At 41.1% G+C, this 22,614-nt stretch carries 16 protein-coding genes and 1 other RNA gene; 14 read left to right on the top strand and 3 right to left on the bottom strand.

Annotated elements, in window-relative coordinates:
- The first annotated feature begins 65 nt into the window (after positions 1-65).
- The 7 genes from ssrS (at position 66) to AAC000_RS07140 (ending at position 5,187) form a co-directional block, all read left to right on the top strand.
- A non-coding RNA gene (ssrS, locus tag AAC000_RS07170) (6S RNA) lies at positions 66-247 on the top strand.
- A gap of 28 nt (positions 248-275) precedes the next feature.
- On the top strand, positions 276-686 hold the full coding sequence (locus AAC000_RS07165) for a hypothetical protein (RefSeq protein ID WP_339721354.1): 411 nt from the start codon (positions 276-278) through the stop codon (positions 684-686).
- Between the two features lie 155 nt (positions 687-841).
- A complete protein-coding gene (locus AAC000_RS07160) occupies positions 842-1,732 on the top strand; it encodes a ribokinase (protein WP_339721352.1) in 891 nt (296 codons plus the stop codon).
- Between the two features lie 18 nt (positions 1,733-1,750).
- A complete protein-coding gene (locus AAC000_RS07155; protein ID WP_339721350.1) occupies positions 1,751-2,692 on the top strand; it encodes a nucleoside hydrolase in 942 nt (313 codons plus the stop codon).
- Between the two features lie 23 nt (positions 2,693-2,715).
- The gene (locus AAC000_RS07150) at positions 2,716-3,315 is read left to right on the top strand and encodes a 5-formyltetrahydrofolate cyclo-ligase (protein ID WP_339721349.1); all 600 of its coding nucleotides are present in this window, start codon (positions 2,716-2,718) and stop codon (positions 3,313-3,315) included.
- A gap of 65 nt (positions 3,316-3,380) precedes the next feature.
- Positions 3,381-4,037 (top strand): ribose-5-phosphate isomerase RpiA, encoded by a 657-nt coding sequence (gene rpiA, locus AAC000_RS07145; RefSeq protein WP_339721347.1) that lies wholly within the window; start codon positions 3,381-3,383, stop codon positions 4,035-4,037.
- A gap of 262 nt (positions 4,038-4,299) precedes the next feature.
- The gene (locus AAC000_RS07140) at positions 4,300-5,187 is read left to right on the top strand and encodes an SDR family NAD(P)-dependent oxidoreductase (RefSeq protein WP_339721345.1); all 888 of its coding nucleotides are present in this window, start codon (positions 4,300-4,302) and stop codon (positions 5,185-5,187) included.
- Between the two features lie 65 nt (positions 5,188-5,252).
- Here the strand turns inward: AAC000_RS07140 and mtnK are convergent, their stop codons facing one another.
- Positions 5,253-6,497 (bottom strand): S-methyl-5-thioribose kinase, encoded by a 1,245-nt coding sequence (mtnK, locus tag AAC000_RS07135; RefSeq protein WP_339721344.1) that lies wholly within the window; start codon positions 6,495-6,497, stop codon positions 5,253-5,255.
- 58 nt (positions 6,498-6,555) lie between these two features.
- Positions 6,556-7,731, bottom strand: a complete 1,176-nt coding sequence (locus AAC000_RS07130) for a dipeptidase (RefSeq protein ID WP_339721342.1) — start codon at positions 7,729-7,731, stop codon at positions 6,556-6,558.
- Positions 7,732-8,020: 289 nt separating this feature from the next.
- Between AAC000_RS07130 and AAC000_RS07125 the strand changes: the two genes are divergently transcribed.
- Positions 8,021-8,818: a transporter substrate-binding domain-containing protein gene (locus AAC000_RS07125; RefSeq protein WP_339721341.1), complete on the top strand. Its 798-nt coding sequence runs from the start codon at positions 8,021-8,023 to the stop codon at positions 8,816-8,818.
- Positions 8,819-8,828: 10 nt separating this feature from the next.
- Here AAC000_RS07125 and AAC000_RS07120 read toward each other — a convergent pair whose 3' ends face one another.
- Positions 8,829-9,728 (bottom strand): LysR substrate-binding domain-containing protein, encoded by a 900-nt coding sequence (locus tag AAC000_RS07120; RefSeq protein WP_339721340.1) that lies wholly within the window; start codon positions 9,726-9,728, stop codon positions 8,829-8,831.
- 151 nt (positions 9,729-9,879) lie between these two features.
- On the opposite strand from AAC000_RS07120, the gene AAC000_RS07115 reads away from it, so the two are divergent.
- From AAC000_RS07115 to AAC000_RS07090, 6 genes are all read left to right on the top strand, one after another.
- A complete protein-coding gene (locus AAC000_RS07115) occupies positions 9,880-10,878 on the top strand; it encodes an NADP-dependent oxidoreductase (RefSeq protein ID WP_339721339.1) in 999 nt (332 codons plus the stop codon).
- 524 nt (positions 10,879-11,402) lie between these two features.
- The gene (locus tag AAC000_RS07110; RefSeq protein ID WP_339721337.1) at positions 11,403-14,471 is read left to right on the top strand and encodes a TonB-dependent receptor; all 3,069 of its coding nucleotides are present in this window, start codon (positions 11,403-11,405) and stop codon (positions 14,469-14,471) included.
- A 372-nt stretch (positions 14,472-14,843) separates the two neighbouring features.
- Positions 14,844-15,716 (top strand): NAD(P)-dependent oxidoreductase, encoded by an 873-nt coding sequence (locus tag AAC000_RS07105; RefSeq protein ID WP_339721333.1) that lies wholly within the window; start codon positions 14,844-14,846, stop codon positions 15,714-15,716.
- Between the two features lie 208 nt (positions 15,717-15,924).
- Positions 15,925-16,287 (top strand): cupin domain-containing protein, encoded by a 363-nt coding sequence (locus AAC000_RS07100; protein ID WP_339721425.1) that lies wholly within the window; start codon positions 15,925-15,927, stop codon positions 16,285-16,287.
- 207 nt (positions 16,288-16,494) lie between these two features.
- Complete coding sequence (locus AAC000_RS07095; RefSeq protein ID WP_339721335.1) at positions 16,495-18,744, top strand: heparinase II/III family protein; 2,250 nt, start codon at positions 16,495-16,497, stop codon at positions 18,742-18,744.
- A 740-nt stretch (positions 18,745-19,484) separates the two neighbouring features.
- Positions 19,485-22,457: a TonB-dependent receptor gene (locus AAC000_RS07090; RefSeq protein WP_339721334.1), complete on the top strand. Its 2,973-nt coding sequence runs from the start codon at positions 19,485-19,487 to the stop codon at positions 22,455-22,457.
- Positions 22,458-22,614: the final 157 nt, after the last annotated feature.

The following is a 22,614-nucleotide window of genomic DNA, read 5'->3' as shown; positions in this document are numbered from 1 at the left end:
GATTATAATGGCAGTGTTTGTTGGACAGCTAGTTGTTTATTAGCAGAATAACAAGCGGTTTTCTATGCCTCCTGGGGTGTTTGCCAGTTTAGTTATGTCCCTGGCCGATGCTTTTTACCAAGGGAGATGATTCCACTACTATTGCGCAAGCTCGGCTCGTATCGAGAAGCCTAAGGTAGCGATGACTTTTCCGCCCTGAACTTTCGGTTCACGGGCTTACACCGAACAGCGGCATTTTGGGAGGCGTCCAAAACTATCTATAACGGATTGAGATCATGAATCAAGAAGAAAAAATTCAAACTTACGGAAAAGACGTGTTAGAAGCCTTGTCTTCTATAGTGAAGTGGAAATATGATGATTTTCACAAAGTGATGCTCGCAGAGTTCTCTGTAGATAAACAAGACCAAGTATTATTTACCTTACAACAGTCATTACCTGTATGTTGGGATAGAAAAACCATTAAAAAAGCACCAGACCAAGTGAAACATTATGCCGGTGAATTTTCGAAACTGGTGAAACAACAAAAACTCTTTAGTAGCAATATTGAGCGCCAACCCAAAGTGATGGCAGCTTGGTGGCCATGGGGTCATGGGGCTACGGTTTCAGTAAGATTGTTTTTAACCGACACTTCCCCTTATGTCGCAAAAACAGGGATCATTCATAAGCTGTCACGCCTTTTTGCCTAGGCACCCTTTAGATAAATTTGCTGCCAGAGAAAAAATCAATATACTAACGCCTAGACCAAATGGTCAACTTTTTAATTAATGGTTAATTTATGTTTTTATTCGGCTAGAATAAATTCCAAACTAGAACTTTAAAACAAGAGGCACAGTAACGCATTATGGCCGTTATCAATTTTGGTTCAATCAATATCGATCATGTCTACCAGGTAGATCACTTTGTTCAACCTGGTGAAACTATTGCTTCAAGTCATTACCAATGTTTATTGGGTGGAAAAGGAGCTAATCAGTCTATTGCCCTAGCCAGAGCAGGTTCAGAAGTACGACATGTGGGTAAGATTAACGAAGCTGATGTCTCATTCAAGCAAACCATGATCCGCGATGGTATTGATTGTAAACATGTATCTTGCACTGAAACAGCCTCTGGACATGCGATAATACAAGTTACTCCTTCGGCAGAAAACGCCATAGTGTTGTTTGGCGGCGCTAATCAAGAAATGACATCTAAAGACATTATGTATGCGTTGGATTCAGTTACCTCTGCCGATTGGGTTTTGACACAAAATGAAACCAGCAGCATCGACCAAGTGCTACTTCAGGCAAAAGAGAAGGGCTTACGCGTAGCCTTTAATCCCGCACCTATGACTGAGTCAGTTAAGCATCTTCCTCATGAATGTATTGATTTATTAATTGTTAATGAAGTAGAGGCTGAAGAAATCTCGGGTCGTCAAGATTTAGACAAAATTGAAGAATATTTTCGCCAAGACTGGCCCCATGCCGAAGTCCTGATTACTTTAGGTAAAGCGGGGGTACGTATGTTAAAGAAAGACAAAACAATTAACGTTCCCGCTTTTGAAGTAGAAGCGGTAGATACCACTGCCGCAGGCGATACTTTTATCGGCTACTTTTTATCTGCTTACAGTAACCATACCGATTCAACTGTTGCGTTAAAACGCGCCTGCGCAGCATCAGCTTTGGCTGTTATGCAAGTGGGTGCTGCTCAATCTATACCTAACGAAGAAGACGTAAATCGTTTTCTTGCTAAACAATAATATTACGGGAGACAATTAATGAGCCACAAAATTATACTAGATACTGATCCGGGTATTGATGATGCAATGGCAATTTTCTTTGCCTTTCAACACCCCGAAATCGATGTATTAGGGCTGACTACCGTTTATGGTAATGTACCAGTAGAGATGGCAGCTAAAAATGCGATTACCTTGTGTGCTTTGGCCGATAAAAATATCCCCGTATGCAAAGGTGTAGGTATGCCTTGGGTCGGTAAAGAGTCTGGCTACGCCCATTTTGTGCACGGTGATGATGGTTTTGGAAATATCAATTTCCCTGCTGCTAAGGGCGAATTAGACCCACGTAGCTCAGCACAGTTTATTGTTGATAAAGCACGTGAATTTCCAGGTGAAATCACAGTAGTGGCCATTGGCCCATTAGGTAATTTAGCCTTGGCATTACGTCTAGAGCCCGAACTTCCTAAATTGCTAAAAGCAGTGTCGATTATGGGTGGAGCAGCTTTTGTGCGAGGCAATGTTACCCCTGTAGCAGAAGCCAATATTTGGAACGACGCTTTCGCCGCCGAGATTGTGTTTGGCGCGTCATGGGAACTCAACATGTTTGGTCTAGATGTCACTAACTCTTGTCCTTTTACTCCTGACTTTTTGACACAACTGAAACAAAACAATCCAAAATTAGGAGGTTTTGTTCACGACGCAGCACAGTTTTATGTGAAATTTTACTCACAAAACAGAGATGAAGATGTGTGTTTTTTCCACGACGCTATGCCCATCGCACATTTAATTGACCCTAGTTTGTTCGAGTTACAAACTGGCCATGCAAGAGTTTCAACTGATCCTTTAAATATTGGTCAAACGTCCGTTGCACTACCTAATACTACTGCGAGCCCAGATTGGCTCAACGCTCAGCAAATTAATGTAGCGACTAAAGTTGACAATGCACGTTTGACTCAGTTGTATCTTGATACTTACAGCCTGTAACTTGGCTTACGGATACCTTAAGCATGTCTCATTCAGATGTACTAGATAGGCAACAAATCCGTCAAAAATTTCGCTCAGAACGTCAATTGTTATCGCCTCTGCTCCAAGCAGAGGCTGCAACCCAAATACTCTCAACTTGTTTAGAATCGACGCCTCTCTCTGAAGCGAAAACCATTGCCTGCTACCTAGCCAACGATGCTGAAATTAACCCTCAAAAGATTATCGAATATTGCTGGCAACAAGGTAAATGTGTGTTACTGCCAGTGCTACATCCTTTTTGTAAAGGGCATCTGCTGTTTGTGGAGCATCATCCTCGTTCGGCTACCCGTAAAAATATCTATGGCATTGATGAGCCTATTGTCACCAGCACAAACATTCACACCCTAGAGAATATTGAATTAATTTTTACGCCACTCGTAGCCTTTGATGCTAAAGGCAATAGATTAGGCATGGGTGGGGGATATTATGACCGAACCTTAGCACCTATTAGACGTGACTCCCTCGCCACCAAACTCATAGGATTGGCCCATACTTGCCAACAAACTGATAACTTACTCACCGATAGCTGGGATATTCCATTAGATGGTATTGCCACCCCAGATCAATTTTTTGATATAAGTTAACACTGTGCTTAGGTTACACTTTAAACAACCTAGCGTTTATTAAGATCAACAGGCTCTAAAAACTCATGACACAAGATCAAAAAAAGCAAGCCGCAGCCCAAGCAGCGTTAAAATATGTAAAAAATGACACTATTGTAGGTGTGGGCACAGGTTCAACAGTCAATTATTTTATCGATGCACTGGCCGCTGTAAAACATGATATTCAAGGAGCGGTGTCGAGTTCTGATGCTTCGACCAAACGTTTAGAAGCTTTGGGTATTGAGGTGTTCGACCTTAACTCAGTGGACAAATTTGATATTTATGTGGACGGTGCTGACGAAATCACCAAACACAAACACATGATTAAAGGTGGTGGTGCGGCCCTGACTAGAGAAAAAATTGTCGCTGCTGTGGCTGATAAGTTTGTTTGTATTATTGATGATACTAAACAAGTCCCTCTGTTAGGGCAGTTTCCTTTGCCCGTTGAAGTCATTCCTATGGCACGTTCTTATGTCGCCCGAGAAATAGTTAAACTAGGTGGTGATCCAGCATATCGCCAAGGTGTAATCACCGATAATGGTAATGTGATTTTGGACGTACATAATTTAAAAATTCTCAATCCTGTTGAATTAGAAAGACAACTTAACGCCATAGTGGGCGTGGTTACCAATGGTTTATTTGCTGATCGTGGTGCAGATGTGGTGCTAGTTGGTACTGATAGCGGCGTTGAAACGATAGAATAGCTCGAGCCGGTCGCCGCGCGATACCAGCTTATTTTGTAGATACAAGAGAACAGATCAAGAGTTATTTTTCAAATACCCCTTTTTTGTGCTTTGCTTCAAGCTAGTCTCTCGAAGCTTGCCACTTGCAGCTGTCTTTTCCCCATATATTCATCCCATGAAGCCTTACCAATTCGCGAAATAAAGTACTTTTGCAACAAACCAGCACCTAATATCCACTGAATACTTAGAAAGTCAGCATTCTTAACTATTGAGGGATATCATTATGTCGAACAAATTTGCAGGTAAAACAGCCATTATATCTGGCGGAGCAGGAGGCATTGGTTTTGCTCTTGCTGAAGAATTTGGACAATTGGGTATGAACATTGTCATTGCTGATATAGACCAAATCCAACTTGCAGAGGCGCAACAAAAATTACAGGCTGCTAATGTGCCAGTGTTAGCTTGTCCACTAGACGTAACTAATTATCAACAGTGGCAAGACACTGTTGCCGCTGCACACGCTAAATTTGGTAATATCCACATGTTGGTGAATAACGCTGGTGTCGGTGGCGTGCAAGGCTCAATTGAAGAAACCAAACTGGACACTTGGAAATGGGTTATGGATGTAAATGTAATGGGTGTAGTGAACGGTACACAAGCCGTCGCCCCAAGCATGAAAGACCATGGTCAAGGTGGTTGGATCATTAACGTCGCCTCTATGGCAGGTATGAATGGCGTGCCTTATTCCGGTGCTTATGCTGCTTCAAAAGCCGCGGTAGTTTCTATGTCAGAAAGTTGGGCCGGTGAATTGAAAAAGCATAATATTGCGGTATCGGCGCTGTGCCCTGCTTTTGTTAAAACTCGTATCCATGAGTCATTACGCAATCTTCAATCTGAATACAAAGAAGTGAAAAATCAGGGCGCCCATAAAACACAAGCTGCAAAAGGCAACAACAAGGCAAAAGAACTAGTGGAGTCTGGCATTCCTACTTCGGTCCTTGCAAAACGTGTAGTAGAAGCGTTGCTATCAGGGCAGTCATACATTTTTACTCACCCCAACTTCCGAGGACCCATAGCCTATAGATCGGCCCTTTTAGATGCGGCATTTGCTGATGCTGAGAACAGCCCTATTGTTAGTCATCTAAAAGATGATGAAATTAAAATGTTGTAGCAGTATCGAATCCACCAAGAACGCCAAAAGTGCTTGGTGGCTTACATGTGCCGGGTAATGACCCGCTATGCTGCAACAAGATCCTCTGCCAGTTTATTTACATCGGCAATGCTCTTATAAGACTGGCGGTTCAGCAACATCTTTGTTGCCATTTTAAGTGCCTGAGTTTCTAACTTAGCTCTAAGTTTTAGATCTTCAAATTGCATTAAGTCTGCTACTTTTGCCACCCCTAAGATTCTGCGTATCATCTTACAGGCTGCAAAACCTAAGCTATCCTTCAATACTTGTTGCAAAAATGCCTGCCTGAAGATTTGATGGCTATCTCCTGTAAGGTCTTTGCCCATAAAGGTACTTTGTGCCGACTGCTCATGCTCTGACCATAAAGACAAAAACTTAGCTTCAAATTTGTACCAAAGGTCGTCAATGGTCTGCAATAGCCATTGGCTATAATTCAGCGACTCTACCGATGTGTTATGTGCATGTGAAAAGTAGCTCAAATATAAATTTCCAATTAAGGCGCCAAGATCGAAGCCCATGGGACCCGCAAATGAAAACTCGGGATCAATTACAAAGGTTTCTAACTGGTTTACCATCACAGAACCAGTGTGTAAGTCACCGTGTAACAGTGCTTCTGGCTTATTCATAAACATATATTTCATTTCTGCAACATGCTTGCGAACATCAGGATCTTTTTGAATAGAATCGATAATAGCCTGGGATAGAGCTGGATTGTAGGCATTCATTTCATGATGTTCAAATGGGTAAGTAAACACAAAATCCTCGGTTATATTACACATATCATGATTATGACTGTTGCTGACCATGTTTTTTTTATCGATTGAGGACAACGCCAAACTAGAAGAGTAAAACAAGGTCTCTGCCAGAAAAGTCGATAAGTCTTCTGCCAATCTGGGTAAATATCGCCCTTGTATTAATTCACTGCGTAAAATGCCATGTTTACTGAGGTTTTGCATAATGACCACAGACAAAACTTCAGATTGATAATAAATTTCTGGCAGCATTTCAGGGCATACACTAGATTGATAATTTAAGGCATGAATTTCTGCGGTCATCCTTTGACGTGTCAATGGCCATTGCTCCCCCATCACTTTAATATAGGGCGGCGCTTGTTTAACAAATACCGACTGATTTGAATCTTGCTTGTTAGTTACCACAAACGCGAAATTCATATTGCCATCTTTTATTTCTTGCACCTCAAGGTCATCGAATGACGAAAACCTCAACAGAACTTCGGGCAAAGACTGCAAATAATCAATAAGGTTGCTGTGGTTAAGTTGATAGTATTCCATTTAGGGAGATTTACCTTTAATTACATTGTAATTGCGTTAATAAAGTGTGTGGGCGTGTTTAATCCGGTAAATGCACTTGCAAGTAGCGAAGCATATTAGCCCCCATTACTTGCTTAATCTGTCTCTCGCTAAGCCCCAAATCTAACAATGCTTGGGTTAAATAAATCAGCTCTGAAGTATCAAAAGGCACACTAGTGGCGCCGTCGTAATCTGACCCAAGGGCGATATGCTCACTACCGACTAATTCAATGCCATATTGAATCGCTTTAGCAATCTCAATGACGTTTGACTCGCACACTGCACCATCCCAATAACCCACTGCTATGAGACCGTCGTTAGCGGCAATCTGTTGCATCAATTCATCAGAGATATTTCTTGCTGATGGGCAATGTCCGTAAAACCCCGTATGACTAATTAATACAGGCTGATCGCTCAACGCTAAGACATCTTTGACCACTTGTTCTGATGAATGGGAAACATCCACCATAATCCCTAAAGACCGCATTTTTTGTAGTGCTTGTTTTCCAAACTCCGTCAATCCCTCTCCACTTACCCCGTGCAATGACCCACCTAACTTGTTATCAAAAAAGTGCTGTAAACTCATCATCCGAAAACCACTTTCAAATAAGCGCTGTATATTGCTTAACTCCCCATCTAGTGCATGGGAACCTTCGGTGCCTAACAACATACCTAATAATTTGGGATGAGCTTCTCGCTGCTCTAAAAATTGTGCGAGTTCTGATTTTGACCTAATAAGGGACACTTGCTCGGGAAATTCATTAGCTAACTCTTGAGCTTTACTCCCCTGAAACAGTGCGCGTTCAGCCAGACTATTCCATGTATTTGTAGGCCAGAGGTTAACTAACGCCAGTTTGGTAATATTGTCACTGGCATCAGTGCTATTTTCCTCATAATTGATGCCATCGGGTGACTTAGTGACTGTCGTAAACATTTGTAATGCCACATTCCCCTGCTGCAATCTCGGAATATCCACATGGCCATAATCATGCTTGTCGATCAAATCCCTTTTCCACATTAAAGAATCACTATGCCAGTCACCTATAAATAACTGCCCATGTAGGGTTCTGGCTTGCTCGGATATCACAGGTAAAGTCGAATCATGCAAACGGTTGGTTTGTTTATCTAATTGCGCAGGGAAAAACACAAAAAAGCCAACAACTACAAGAATGATTATAAAGGCGACAATTTTAAAGATAGCTTTTTTTGAGGGCATAAATAGTACGCTAAGTGTGGAGAAAATGATGATGTACGATCTTCGTTCGTAGAATAAATGTCAAATTAAATTCCGAATTGCGAATTCCGAATTCCGACAAAGTTGAGCCTTCACCCTAAATATTTAACATGGCGACACTTAATAGTGATATTCATCTTCCCCCATACTACAAACAGCAGGCTTACTTTTTGATTATCAAAAAGAAAATCAATAATAGGGTTTATCAAACCTGCCTAATAGTATCTAATATTCACTTTCCCCAATTCATAGTTTGATAAATAGGTATGGCATGAAGAACCCATTTAGCGCGTTATGGCTATTGAGTCTCCTTAGTATAGTGTCATCAAATGTTTCATTTGCTCAAACCAAGTCCAGCCTTAGATTTTTAACTGAACATAGCCCACCAGGTGAATATTTAAATGAAGAGGGTGTGGTTTCGGGCGTAACAGTCGAGCTGATCCGTATATTACAACAGCGTCTCGACGAACCGGGTGAGATAAACATATTGCCTTGGGGAAGAGCAATGAAAATAGCTAGGCAAGAAGCAGGACTCGCCTTATTTGAAACAGTGCGGACTGAAGAACGAGAGAAGTGGTTTAAATGGGTAGGACCGCTACAAAGTTATCATATTTCACTGTATGGTTTAAAAAAGCAGATACAGAATAAACCCGACATTAAGACCTCTCCCCAAAAATATATCGCCTGTGCCTATCGCAACTCAGCGATTATCGCTGAAATAGAAATATTAGGTTTTCACATAGGTAAAAACTTGATCCTCACCAATAAAGTAGGAGACTGCCAACAAATGTTATTGTTAGGACGCGCCGATGTAACACCGGTTAGCGAACTAAGAGTAGATGACTTTATTACCAAGGCTAAACAGATGGGAGACAAATTGGTGCCCGTTGCTTTTTTAACCCAACGCCAACGTTATCTCGCTTTTTCACTTGATGTTGACACTAAGCGTACAACCCGCTGGCAACAAGCGTTAGAACAAAGTTATCTCGATGGCACCATGCGGCAACTCTACCAATCGGTATATTCCGAATCAATCATTCAACGACTTGAGGATATGGCAAAAAAATAACTGTCAATGACTATTTCTTCACCCTTGCCACCAAAAAATCCACCACTGCTTTGACTTTAGGTACTAAGTATCTTTGTTTTTGGTATAACAAATACACGGCCATATCGTTATTTTGGTTAATTTGCACTTGTGGCTCTACCCTTAACTCTAGCAACTCACCACTTGCTAAGTAATGAGCCGTTGCCCAGCGTGGTGCCATCAATATGCCCTTGCCTTGAGCAGCCAATTCACCTAACCATTTCCCACTATTTGAAACAGCTACTTGCGGCGCAGAAACATCGTGCCACTGGTTATTGATATAGGTTAACCAAGGTGTTGGACCATTAGGCGTACGAAAATACAGCCCTTTGTGTTGTTTCAGTTCAATGGCGTGTGCCGGGTTTCCCATATCAGCTAAATAACTTGGTGCGGCTACGGGAATAAATTGATTACCCATAAGTTTAATGGCTAATACTCTTTCATTGGGTGCGTACCCACCGCGTATTGCTACATCCACATCATCACGACTCAAAGCAGATAACTCATCACTTAAACTAACATCTAATACTATCTCGGGATAAAGCTGACTAAATTCATCAAGTAGTGGTAACAAGATCCTTTCACCAAAGCCTACCATCGAACTAATGTGTAAATGCCCCATAGGTTTTGCTTGGTAGCTGCGAACCGCTTCATTACTTTGTTCAAGTTGATTAAGAATATCTAACACCTGACTATTATAACGCTGGCCAACTTCAGTTAATTTCACATCACGAGTCGAACGTTTTAACAGAGTTGCACCTAAACTGCTTTCTAAATCTGCCACTCGTCTTGATAGGGAAGAAGGTGGCACACCAAAAACAGCCGCGGCTTTAGTAAAACTGCCTGTTTCAGCAACTTTACTGAAATACCTTAATGCGCGAAATTGATCCATAACACTCTCAAATTTTTAACCTAATGACTCATTATTGTCTTTATAACAATAAAGATAGTGCTTTTCAGCTATATATCTAGCCATTTTATTTAGCAATACTAGCTTTACTTACAGAGTTACCTATTAGTAATCACACATTGGAGTTCTAAATATGAGTACATTTACCGCTATAAATCTTGTTGCCCGCCCTGCCCCTGGCCCTATTGGTGCGGAGCTCTTTGAAGTTGTACAAAAGCCAATGCCCAGTGCTGGTCCTGGGCAAATATTGGTGAAACAAACTCATATGTCTCTAGACCCTGCTATGGTGGGTTGGATGAGCCCGGATCCAGAAAGTTATATTCCACCTGTAGGTTTAGGCGAAGTCATGCGTTCTTCAGGCATAGGTGAAGTAATAGCAAGTAACCACCCTGACTTTGCTGTTGGTGAGCGTGTTATGGGTATGACTGGATGGACAGAGTATTTAGTTAGCACTGGTGAAGGTCTTAGAAAAGTCCAAGCTGGATTAGATCCAGAAATGGTGTTATCGGTCTTTGCACTTCCAGGCTTAACTGCAACCCAAGGTTTATTTGGCTTTGGTCACCCTAAAGCCGGTGAAACCATAGTGGTCAGTGGTGCTGCAGGTTCGGTTGGCTCAATAGTAGGACAGCTCGCTAAAGCCGAAGGATTAAACGTAATTGGCGTCGCCGGCTCCGACGAAAAGTGTGACTGGATAGTCAGTGACTTGGGTTTTGACGGCGCAATCAATTACAAAACAGACGATATTGATACAAAACTAACTGAGTTAGCACCTAAGGGAGTTGACATATACTTTGAAAATACCGGTGGCCCGATTCAACATCACGTAATTGAGCATATGAATGCACATGGCAGAGCAGTAGTGTGCGGCATGATATCTGACTACACTGCGGAAACACCTAGTGCAGGCCCTAACTGGATCCCCATTATCAAAAAACGTATTACTATCCAAGGTTTTGCTATGCCTGACCATTTTGGTCAATTACCAGAGTTAATTGATAAACTTACCCCCTATGTCATGCAAGGTAAAATAAAACACCGCGCTCATGTATTAAATGGATTGGAGTCAGCGATAGAAGGTCTCAATATGTTATTAACAGGTGCGAACAAAGGTAAATTAATCGTTAAATTGTAAAACCAATTAACAAAATACAAACTTAAATTGTTTAGCAAAATCACCTTAAAATTCTAATTTTGGGATGATTTTGCCTTTTAATTAGATGTAACACTGGCTACAGCATTAGCAAAATAGCAACTTTTCTAAGTATCACCCAAAAAAACTAGGCCAAATAATATAAAGTGTTTTTATCTATATTATTCCAATCCTACCTAACCAATTTTTCACCTAAGCATAGTCAATACGTGGCTATCAAAGCTGCTTAGGCAGCATTTACAAAGACTTCCAAGTTTTATACAACTAAAACACCAGCATTCAAAACAACCAGATGACATTACCAATACCAACACACAAAGCAAATATTGGTATGACAAAATATGTAACTTTTGACTATATTGGCATAACAAAACGTTGACATGCCATGCACTAATTGGTTAGTTTAGGCACATGCTTGAAACATTTTGTTTACAACCCAAACAAAACGTAAACAAGTTGTATGTCAGAGAACAATTAAAACTCATTACATAGTGAATGGAGAACGCATGAAAACTAAACTAAATAAAATAAGCTCTGTACTTAAAAGTACCAGAGCACATTCTGCGATATACAGCGCCGCTGTAGTCGCAATGTTGGCAGCTCCCACAGTTTCAGCGCAACAGGCTCAACCAGAAGAACAAAATCTAGAAGTTATTGAGGTTAGCGGAATACGCTCAGCCCTTAGCAGTGCACTTTTTGAAAAACGCGAATCAACTAACTTAATTGAAGTCATTCAGGCTGAAGATATTGGTAAGTTACCAGATCAAAACCTTGCAGAAGTACTAGAAAACGTAACCGGTGTACAAATCACTAGAACCGCTGGTGTGGGTACTGGTGTGCAAATTCGTGGTTCAAACTCAAACAATGTATTAATTAACGGTGTTGAAACTGTTGGTGCAGGTACAGGTCGAGGCGGTATTAGCTTTGAAGATATTTCAGCTTCAATCATTGCTGCTGTAGAAGTGACTAAAGCGTCTGAAGCTAAAACAATCGAAGGCTCAGTAGGTGGTACAGTTAACTTGCGAACTATTCGTCCTTTAGAGCTTAGTGAACAATTAATCAATGTGCGTGTGCAAGGTGAAGACAGCAGCTTAACCACTGATGGTATTCAGCCACGTTTCTCTGCAGTTTATGGCGACAACTGGGATACTGATAACGGTAAGTTCGGTTTTGTAATGAGTGGCAGTTTAACCAAGCAAGAATCTTCTTCTTTCCGTCCACGTGTTGACCGTGATGGTGGTTTAGTTGAAAACTGTGATGCCTCTGTAGTGCGAGCTGGTGGTGATCCTCAAGACGTAGCTGATCGTCCTGCTTGTCAAGATTTTGATTTTTTAGGTATTGGATTCTTAAACCAAGAATACGAAAACTTCGAATATGAAACAACGAACATTTCAACGACTTTTGAATTCGCGCCAAATGACAACATGAAGTTTTTCTTAGATGTTGTTTTGACTGACCAAGAACGTCGTCAAGATAGTACCCGTGTGCAAGGTTCTGGTCTAACCTCAGTACTTGACTATACCGTACCGACAGAATTTGAAACAGTCAACTATGGATCCTTGGACGGTGTGTCATTGGGAAGCATCCAAGCAGCCGTTCGCGGAACAATCGAGCCTATGCTTGGTGTTGATGACGATGATCCTAACTTACGTTTTAGTAGTGATAACGGAGCCCGCCTAACTGATACACAACTTTTCCGTTTAGGTGGTGAATGGCAAGGCGATAACTTGTTCGCTAGCTTTGAAATATCATCAGCGAGTTCTGATACAACTAACCCAAATCTAAGCTCTACTTTAAACTTCATTAACCCCCACGCTCCTTTAGATGGTTTAGATGAAGACGGCAATGTTACTTCAGATACCAGTAATGATAACTCTGTCCCATTTATATATGACCTAACTGGTGGCGCATTAACCTTTGGTATCAACTTTGATTCACCCTTCGCTCCAACTGTTGCTGAATTACTGGATCCTGCAAACGTTGTATTAGACCAAGTTCAAATAGGTCGTAATGAAACCAACAACTCATTAGATGCAGTACGCGCAGATTTCACTTATTACTTAGAAGACTCGCCTATTACTTCTGTTGATTTTGGTTTCCGTGTGAGCAAACGTGAAAGTACTTTTAACGATATAAGCGATAATATCGGTGGTTTCAGCAAGATGGTTGATAGCCCAAGCGGTTCATTATTCTCTGAGTTGTTAGTGCAGGGCCCTGATAACTTTGGTGACGCTGATGGTCGTGAGTTGGCAGTCCGTAACTTTATTATCATCGATCCAGATTTAGCATTTAACAACCCAGATTATGTATTAAGTACATTAGAAGCAGCACTGATTGAACATGATCCAACACCTGATTTATCAAATTTAACGCCTTCATCTTCAGCTTTCTTTAGTATTTCAGAGGAAACACAGGCGATATACGCACAAGCTAACTTCGAATTTGAAAATCTAGTAGGTAATTTTGGTGTAAGACACATAAAAACAACGGTTGATTCAACAGGTAATACTGTCACAGCTGATGGTTCATCGTTAACGACTATTTCTGGTGATTACAGCTTCACATTACCAAAAATCAACCTTGTTTATACGCCCCATGATGATGTTGTGTTGCGTTTAGGTTGGGGGCAAGATATTCGTCGTCCAGATTTCTCAGATTTAAATACCTCTGTTTCTTATGATCCGAATATCAACCAATCAGTGTCCATTGGTAATCCAGGTTTAGAGCCACAAGAAATCACTACTTTAGATATTGCTGCTGAATGGTATTTTGCTGAAGCGGCGGTTATAAGCATTGGTTACTTTGATAAAGAAATCGGTAACTTATTCGTTTCTACTTTAGATTCTGCATCAAGAGACGGTGATGGTTTCTTTGCTACCAATGACCCTTCATGTTCTGGTGGTGGTATATATAACCCAATTGCAGTAGGCGATGATTTCTTAGCCCCTATAGGCGTTGTCGGAGCATGTGTTGATAAAGCGACGCAAGTCAACGATTCAGCTAAAACAACTCAAACCGGTATCGAGATGGCCGTTCAGTATGATTTATCTAGCTTTGAAGATGATTTAGGTTGGGCATCTGGTTTTGGTTTTATGGCCAACTACACTATCCAAGAATATAAAGGTGGATCAGTGGTCAACTCTTCTGCGGGTCGTGGTACTGATATCTTCAATGCCATTAACGGCATTTATGATGATGCTGATTTTGTAACAGTGACTGCTGTACAAGGTCTTCTAGACTTCTCTGAAAATGCTTATAACGTTACTGCATACTATGAAAAGTTTGGTTTATCAGCACGTCTTCGTTACACATGGCGTGAAGCGTTCCGTACCGACGATACTGCCGGTGGTGCATCACGTAACTCTACTTTAGGTTTCCCAGTTTATACTCATGACCGTGGCCAGCTTAATGCAAGTGTTAGTTATGATGTGAACGAGCAACTAAACTTAGGTATAGAAGCGATTAACTTAAATAAATCAGGCGTTACTCAATCTTGTGTTAACGAAGGCGCAATCCTTTGTTTCCAAGGTTTAGCTGACCGTCGTATTACGTTTGGTGCTAGCTACCGTTTCTAAAACCTAGATAACAATAGCGACAACTCCAAACTAAGACGCCAGTCCTGGCGCCACGCTACCCCCATCTTTATGCTGGGGGTAGCTAATAACTACTATGAAGTTAGGTTCAAAATTGATTTCGAGCCAAATTGTAATCTAAACAAATCCACACTATTTTTTAAAACGTTACAGATTTACCGAAATTATTACCAGTGACATTACCAATAACACTACATATATTATTACCAATAGTATTACCAATAATGTTGCCAATAGTGTAAATTAAACAGATGCATACGCATTAGTCTAAATACGACTGGAAATTAACTCGTTGAGCATGTGATATACCAAAAGCACATAGCAAACTAAAATCACTATAAATAGGAATTATTTATGACAAAACCTACCATTGGCTTCATTGGCCTTGGCCTTATGGGCAGTAACATGGTTGAAAACCTTCAAAAGAAGGGCTTTGAACCCATTGTAATGGACCTTAATAAGGATGCAGTTGCGGCTGTAGTTGCTCGCGGTGCTACTGAGGCAACCTCTCCTGCCGAACTAGCAGCTGCATGTGACATTGTTATGCTTTGCTTAACAACTTCTAATGTGGTTGAAAAGTTAGTTTATGCTGACGATGGCATATTAGCCGGCATCAAAGAAGGTGCAGTATTGATTGATTTTGGTACATCAATACCAGCGTCAACGCGTAAAATTGGTGCTGACTTGGCTAACAAAGGTGCTGGTATGATCGATGCTGCCCTTGGACGCACCCCAGCTCATGCTAAAGATGGTCTTCTTAACATCATGGCTTCTGGCGACCAAACTACCTTCGATAAAGTTAAACCTATTCTTGATATGCAAGGTGAAAATGTCTTCTATCTTGGCGCGTTAGGTGCGGGACATACAACTAAACTCATCAACAACTTCATCGGCATGACCACTGTGACTGCTATGTCTCAGGCTTTTGCAGTTGCAGAACGCGCTGGTGTAGATCGCCAACAACTTTTCGATATTATGTCGACTGGCCCGTCTAATTCACCATTTATGGGTTTCTGTAAAAACTACGCGGTTGATGGTGTGAGTGACTTGGGCTTCTCTATCAATAATGCCAACAAAGATTTAGGTTATTTCCTTGAGATGGTCAAAGATTTAGGCACTACAGCTAAAATCGCCGAGGGCACCTCGGCTCACCTTCAGGCAGCTGTTGATGCAGGCATGGGGAACGGTAATGTGCCAGAAATCTACGATTATTTTCTTAAATTATAATTTTTGAATTGTTACCGTTGCGATGCTTAGACACAAGACTTGAGGTTTTTCCGGTAACAAAGATAGACATTATTTATAAATGATTGTATCGATTATTAAGCCTCTTAATTAGAGGCTTTTTAGTTCTGTTTACAAGCTGGTGTAACTTTTATTGGGCAGATTAAATCCCATTATTGACCGGCCACTGATTGCTAAAAGCTAGGAGTTAATTATGAGCCAAAGTGAACACTTTTTATTTGGTAACGAGACTGAAATTGAAGATATTGGCGGTGGTTTAAAACGCCAAATGTTGGGTTATAACCAAGAATTAATGGCAGTGAAAATTTGGTTTGAAAAAGGTGCGGTTGGCTACAATCATGCGCATAGACATTCACAAGTCACTTATGTTGTAGAAGGAGAATTCCATTTTAATATTGATGGTGTCACTAAAATATTAAAAGCCGGTGATAGCTGCTTTATGCCGCCATTTGCTGATCATGGTGCAACTTGCCCTACAGGTGGAATTCTAATTGATACCTTTAGCCCAGCAAGAGAAGACTTTGTTGAAGGGTTATCAGCACCTGCCCCCTAATTACAGTGACGAATAATTGCATACTTGAACACCATATGCGGCAAAAACATATGATTGAGTATGCAAGTATTCTCTATTTGGCTAAGCCCTTAAGATAATTATTACCACACAAATACTGAATGGGTGGCAACGGGCACATGCACTGACTAAAAATCATAATTTCGAGGCTGCCGAGCTACGAAATTGTTAGATTAAGGACACACTAAAATGCACCTAAGAAAAATCACTACACTCTTATTGCTTGTAGTCACAGTTGCCACTCCGCAATTATTACAAGCGCAACCACACCCAAACTTGATTATGACCAAGGCTGGGATAGAAAAAGTTAGGAAAAACTTAGGCAAAGTGCCTTTATTCGATGCCACAGTACAAAGTGTAAAGCAGCAAGTTGACGCTGAAATTGCATTTGGAATTGATACTCCGATTCCAAAAGATTTTTCAGGTGGTTATACCCACCAAAGACACAAGATAAATTTCCTTACCGCGCAAAAAGCTGGCGCGCTATATCAAATTTTGCAAGATGACAAATATGCAAAATATATACGAGATATGCTGTTTCAGTATGAAGCCATGTATCAAGACTTGCCCGTTCACCCCCAAGAGCGCTCTTATGCTCGTGGTAAATTATTCTGGCAATGCCTAAATGACAGCAACTGGTTGGTTTATATGAGCCAAGCTTATGACGCAATTTACGATACCCTGAGTAAACAAGAGCGTGACAAATTAGAAAATAACCTGTTTCGACCTTTTGCCGACTTTATCTCCATCGACAATCCACAATTTTATAACCGCGTACATAATCATAGTACATGGGGTAACGCAGCCGTTGGCATGATCGCCCTTGTGATGAATGACGAAGAGTTATTGCAACGTGCCCTATACGGTATCGAAGACGATGGACTTGAAATTGGCGGAAAGGACAATGATGGTGGCTTTATCAAAGTTGCAGGACAAAAGGCTGGGTTCTTGGCCAATTTAGAAGACCCTTTCTCACCCGATGGTTATTACACTGAAGGTCCCTATTACCAACGTTACGCTATGTATCCATTTTTGATTTTTGGATTAGCTATGCAAAACGCAAAACCTGAAATGCAAGTATTTGAACACAAAGACAATGTATTACTTAAAGGCGTGGATGCATTGCTTAATTTATCAGATGCAGACGGTGAGTTTTTCCCCTTAAATGATGGTCAAAAAGGCATGTCCTATTATACAGCATCCTTAGTGACAGCAGTTGATATTGCCTATCAATACGGCGCTCAAAATCCTCAATTGTTAAGTATTGCTGAAAAACAGAATGAGGTGCTGTTAGACCAGTCAGGTCTTGCGGTCGCCATTGGCATTCGTGATGGTAAAACGCAACCTTTTGTTAAACACTCTATTAATTTATCCGATGGCCCTAATGGTAAACAAGGTGGTGTTGGGGTACTTCGTTATGGCAATGAAGACTTAACATTAGTGTTTAAATATGCGGCTCAAGGTTTAAGTCATGGTCACTATGACAAACTTTCTTTTTCTCTGTATGAAAAAGGCGATGAAGTGCTGCAGGATTATGGGCTAGCGCGATTCGTAAACATTGGCCAAAAAGGTGGAGGCAACTATCTAAAAGAGAATAAAACTTGGGCAAAAACCACCATTGCACACAACACAATCTCGCAGAACGAAAGCATGCATTTTGACGGAAAATACGAAACTGCCAGTCAACATCACTCAGATTTGTATTTTTACGATGACAGCAATAGTGAAGTACAAGTGGTAAGTGCAACAGAAACCAATGCCTATCCAGGAACACAAATGCACCGAACTATGGCGGTGATAAAAAGCGCTGGTTTTGAGAAACCCTTTCTACTAGATATTATCAAAATAGACTCAGCTACTAAAAATCAGTATGACTTACCCTTCTATTATATGGGGCAAGTACTGAGTAATAATTTTGCCTATGACTCCCCTACTTCTTTACATCCTTTGGGTAAAAAGAACGGCTATCAGCATTTATACTTAGAAGGTAAAGGCAAACCTTCCACCGGCTCTACACAATTCTCTTGGTTGGGTAACGGTAAATACTACACTTTGACGTCAGCTACAGAGAAATCAGACGAATTGTTACTGACACGTTTAGGAGCCAATGATCCTGAATTTAACTTACGTAGAGATGCTGCTTTGATGATCCGCAGAAAAGACAGCGACAACACCACTTTTGCCTCTGTCATTGAGCCACACGGCAGTTATAGCCCGGTTTCAGAGTTGTCTGTGAATTCTAACAGTAACATTGCAGAGGTGAAGGTTGTGCTTGACGAAACTAACTACACTGCTGTTGTAATTACAGATGTAAATGGTGACTCCAGCCTGTTCATTTTGTCCAATGTAAATGCATCTGCTAAGCAACAACATCAGGTTAAAATAAACGGCAAGTTATATAGCTGGACAGGACCCTATCACTATACTGATAGCAAATAATATCTGCTTTATTTGATTATTGAGAGGTTGCCTTTTAGTGGCAACTTCTCGTACCCTGCTATCAAGAGTGAAAAGCCTGTTAATTTATTCTAGCGCTAGATATTAAACAGTTTGTAAACATCCCTTAAAGATGCCCCTTAAGCCCCTTCCCATAAATCAATTATGACTATTATTGTTCGACTCTCGAGCCTATAACCTAAGTGTTTCTAAAACAAATTTTACCTAGCCTCCCCTTGATTAAATATTGAATCGTTTTACCTAAGTATTTCTGGCTATATAGACCTTAGTAAATATCTTTATAGGCTGGGGAGTTTGAATAATAGTGCTTGCACCTTCATTTTTTGCCTTCGTAAGTTTGCCCAATACGACTGGGCTTAGAGCAGCGTTGCTCCAGAAGACAACTTTGAGCCAGTTTGAGATCTATTCTAGAAAATAAACCTTCCAAAAACCTTAGTAATATCCCGTCAAAATCCCTAAACAGATGAATGTTGACATTTTGTAATATTATGTTAATTTTAATTTAATAAACCGATTTAGTAAATCGATTTTGTTTTCATGCTTTTTCAATTACTTTAGTAACCGAATATGAGGCAAAACAGTTTGGCAATGTCGAATTCTGAATACCGAGTGAGCGTTGCTCATAAATATTACAAATTGGTTTGTTTACCGTACCCCTTGATGCAATTTTTTAACAAGGTGCCAAAACATAAACACAACACTACAAAGTAAATGGAGACCCCATGAAAACTAAATTGAATAAAATAAGCTCTGTATTAAAAAGTTGTAGATCAAATACAACAATTTCCAGTGCGGCTATAGTTGCGATATTGTCAGCCCCAACAATTTCGGCACAAGAAAATCCAGCCAATGAAGAGCTCGAGGTTATCCAAGTAAGTGGCATACGTAGTGCACTTTCTAGTGCACTTTTTGAAAAACGCGAATCAACTAACCTTATCGAAGTCATACAAGCTACAGATATTGGTAAGCTACCAGACCAAAACCTAGCTGAAGTACTTGAGAATGTAACTGGGATCCAAATTACTAGAACGGCCGGTGTAGGCACCGGGGTACAAATCCGTGGTACTAACGCAAACCGAACAGAAATTAATGGAGTTTCTACTGTAGGTTCTGGTACTGGTCGCAGCGGAATTAATTTTGAAGATGTGTCGGCTGGTATTATCGCTGCAGTAGAAGTCATTAAGGCACCTGAAGCAAAAACCATTGAAGGTTCAGTGGGTGGAACCATCAATTTAAGAACGATTCGTCCCCTGCAACTAGGCGAAACCTTAGCCACACTGAGAGTACAAGGCGAAAATAGTAGCCTTTCGACTGACGGAGGTTTACAGCCTAGATTATCGGGTACCTATGGCGATAACTGGGATACCGATTCAGGTAGATTTGGGGTAGTAATAAGTGCCAGTTACGCTGAGCAGGAAGCGACGGCATTTCGCCCTAGAACGGATCGAGATAACTCCGTTGCATCAGATAGCGGAGCAGCCAGTGCCCAATCATTCCATTTTTTACCTATACAATTTTTTGTCCAAGATTACGATAACTATGAATCTGAAACCATCAATATAGCCTCTTCATTTGAGTGGGCTCCGAACGACAATACTAAGTTCTATTTTGATGCCATCATCAACGATCAGGAACGCCGAGAAGAAAGTTCAAGGATTCAAGCATCGGGCGTAAGTGATTTGATAAATGTTTCGATTCCAACTGAATTTGAAACCGTTAATTTTGGTACTATAGATGGTCAAGATCTCGGCAGTATCCAAGCAGCGGTAAGGGGGGTTATTCCAGTTGAAGATGGTGATGCCGATCCAAACCTACGTTTTTCAGGTGATACAAATTCACGCCTAACAAAAAGCGAAATATTCAGAATTGGTGGCGAGTGGCAAGGTAATAACCTTAAAGTAAAAGTAGAAGCGTCATCGTCAAGTTCCGATACAACAACGCCTAGCTTTAACACTACCCTTAACTTTATCAATCCAAACGTGACATCTAACGATTCAAATGAAAATGGTACGCCTTTTGAGTACGACTTAACTGGTGGTGCAATGGCTTTTGGTATCGCCTCGGGTGAAGCAAATGCACCAACCAGTGCGCAATTACTTGATCCCGCAAACGTGGTGTTACGTGATGTCGCCATAGGTAATAGTTCAGCCGAAAACAGTGAAGACGCCTTTCGTATGGATTTTAATTATTACTTAGATACTTTTGTGACTTCGGTCGATTTTGGATATCGCTACAGTAAAACAACCAGTATACAAGATACAGTGACCAACAGCGTTGGTTTAAGAAATATGTCTGATAGCCCATCTGGTGACCTCTTCGCCGAACTGCTTGTACCTGGACCGACTAACTTCAATGAAGCGGATGGCAGAGAACTATATGTGCGCGATTATCTTCAGCTTAACCCAGAACTGGTCGCTTCTGATCCAGATGGTGCTTTGGCTATCATACAGGCGGCTATTGAGACCATTGGGGGTTCTGTAGCCATCGACGCACCAACATCAAGTTCCGACGGCTTCTTTGATATTTCAGAAGAGACAAATGCCCTTTATGCCCAAGCCAACTTTGAACAGGGTATATTCCGTGGCAACTTTGGACTGCGCTATTTAGAAACCGAAGTGAATTCAATTGGTAATTCCACAACCACAGATGCTGATGGCAATGACTTGGTGTCGCAGGTAACCACAACTGGTAGTTATGATTTCTTGTTACCACGCTTAAATTTAGTTGCAGACATAAGTGACGATTTGGTGGTACGGGCTGGTTGGGGCAAAGACATCCGCCGCCCTGATTTTGATGACCTGTCAACCTCATTTACATTTTCTACTAGCCCAAACCCTGCTGTTGCCATAGGTAATCCCAATTTGGTACCTGAAGAAGTGACTTCATTTGATCTCTCTGCTGAGTGGTATTTTGCTGAAGCGAGTGTGTTGAGTGTCGGTATTTTCCATAAAAAACGTAGCGACCTACATGTGACTCAACAAGAAGACCCCTTTGAAGATTCAGAAACGGGATATCGTGACGTAACCGATCCATGTGAGGGTGGTGGAATCTTTAACCCGATTGCAGATATCAATGTATTTGGACCGGATACTGGAGTGGGGGTATGTGTTCCTTTCTCCACAACTATCAATGATTCAGGGGAAACCACTCAAAAGGGGATTGAAATAGCGGTTCAATATGACCTTTCAGGCTTTGAAGATGACTTGGGTTGGGCATCTGGGTTTGGTGCAATTGTTAACTATACGAAACAAGAGTTCTCTGGTGGCGAGGCATTCGATACCGCGACTAGTCGCGCTAATGATATATTTGCTTTAACAACAGGCATCGAAGATATCAATGTCACTCGTGTACAGGGACTGACTGATTTGTCTGAAAATGCTTATAACTTTACACTTTACTATGAAAAATATGGTCTCTCAGCTCGTGCACGTTATACCTGGCGTGAAGCGTATCGCTCAGAAGATTTTGGTAGTACCACTAGCTTCCCATGGGGATTCCCAGTTGTTCAAGAGGATAGAGGTCAACTTAATGCCAGCGTTAGTTATGATGTGAATGAGCAATTGAATCTTGGAATTGAAGGTGTCAACCTCACCGAATCTGATATTACCCAATCCTGTGTGAATGAAGGAGGCTTGCTTTGTTACCAAGGTTTGACAGAACGCCGTATTACACTTGGTGCCAGCTACCGCTTCTAAAACCTAAAAAAATAAAGTGAAATACCCAATATTAGAACGCTAAACAGCTACCTCCGGTTTTATGCCGTGGGTAGCTAATATGCGGCGTGCCGATAGGGTTATTTTAATTGGGTAGGCATTTGTTACGTCAATAAAACAGAACATCTATTAGTCTCTA

It is taken from the genome of uncultured Paraglaciecola sp., assembly GCF_963977085.1.
Classification (GTDB): domain Bacteria; phylum Pseudomonadota; class Gammaproteobacteria; order Enterobacterales; family Alteromonadaceae; genus Paraglaciecola.
The sequence above is the reverse complement of the archived record's forward strand: the minus strand, read 5'-3'. Positions and strand labels throughout refer to the sequence as shown.

Coding starts and splice junctions, on each gene's coding strand:
- rpiA (WP_339721347.1), top strand. CDS start 3,381: ATGACACAAGATCAAAAAAAGCAAGCCGCAGCCCAAGCAGCGTTAAAA.
- AAC000_RS07130 (WP_339721342.1), bottom strand. CDS start 7,731: ATGCCCTCAAAAAAAGCTATCTTTAAAATTGTCGCCTTTATAATCATT.
- AAC000_RS07150 (WP_339721349.1), top strand. CDS start 2,716: ATGTCTCATTCAGATGTACTAGATAGGCAACAAATCCGTCAAAAATTT.
- AAC000_RS07090 (WP_339721334.1), top strand. CDS start 19,485: ATGAAAACTAAATTGAATAAAATAAGCTCTGTATTAAAAAGTTGTAGA.
- AAC000_RS07095 (WP_339721335.1), top strand. CDS start 16,495: ATGCACCTAAGAAAAATCACTACACTCTTATTGCTTGTAGTCACAGTT.
- AAC000_RS07115 (WP_339721339.1), top strand. CDS start 9,880: ATGAGTACATTTACCGCTATAAATCTTGTTGCCCGCCCTGCCCCTGGC.
- AAC000_RS07125 (WP_339721341.1), top strand. CDS start 8,021: ATGAAGAACCCATTTAGCGCGTTATGGCTATTGAGTCTCCTTAGTATA.
- AAC000_RS07165 (WP_339721354.1), top strand. CDS start 276: ATGAATCAAGAAGAAAAAATTCAAACTTACGGAAAAGACGTGTTAGAA.
- AAC000_RS07155 (WP_339721350.1), top strand. CDS start 1,751: ATGAGCCACAAAATTATACTAGATACTGATCCGGGTATTGATGATGCA.
- AAC000_RS07140 (WP_339721345.1), top strand. CDS start 4,300: ATGTCGAACAAATTTGCAGGTAAAACAGCCATTATATCTGGCGGAGCA.
- mtnK (WP_339721344.1), bottom strand. CDS start 6,497: ATGGAATACTATCAACTTAACCACAGCAACCTTATTGATTATTTGCAG.
- AAC000_RS07105 (WP_339721333.1), top strand. CDS start 14,844: ATGACAAAACCTACCATTGGCTTCATTGGCCTTGGCCTTATGGGCAGT.
- AAC000_RS07160 (WP_339721352.1), top strand. CDS start 842: ATGGCCGTTATCAATTTTGGTTCAATCAATATCGATCATGTCTACCAG.
- AAC000_RS07110 (WP_339721337.1), top strand. CDS start 11,403: ATGAAAACTAAACTAAATAAAATAAGCTCTGTACTTAAAAGTACCAGA.
- AAC000_RS07120 (WP_339721340.1), bottom strand. CDS start 9,728: ATGGATCAATTTCGCGCATTAAGGTATTTCAGTAAAGTTGCTGAAACA.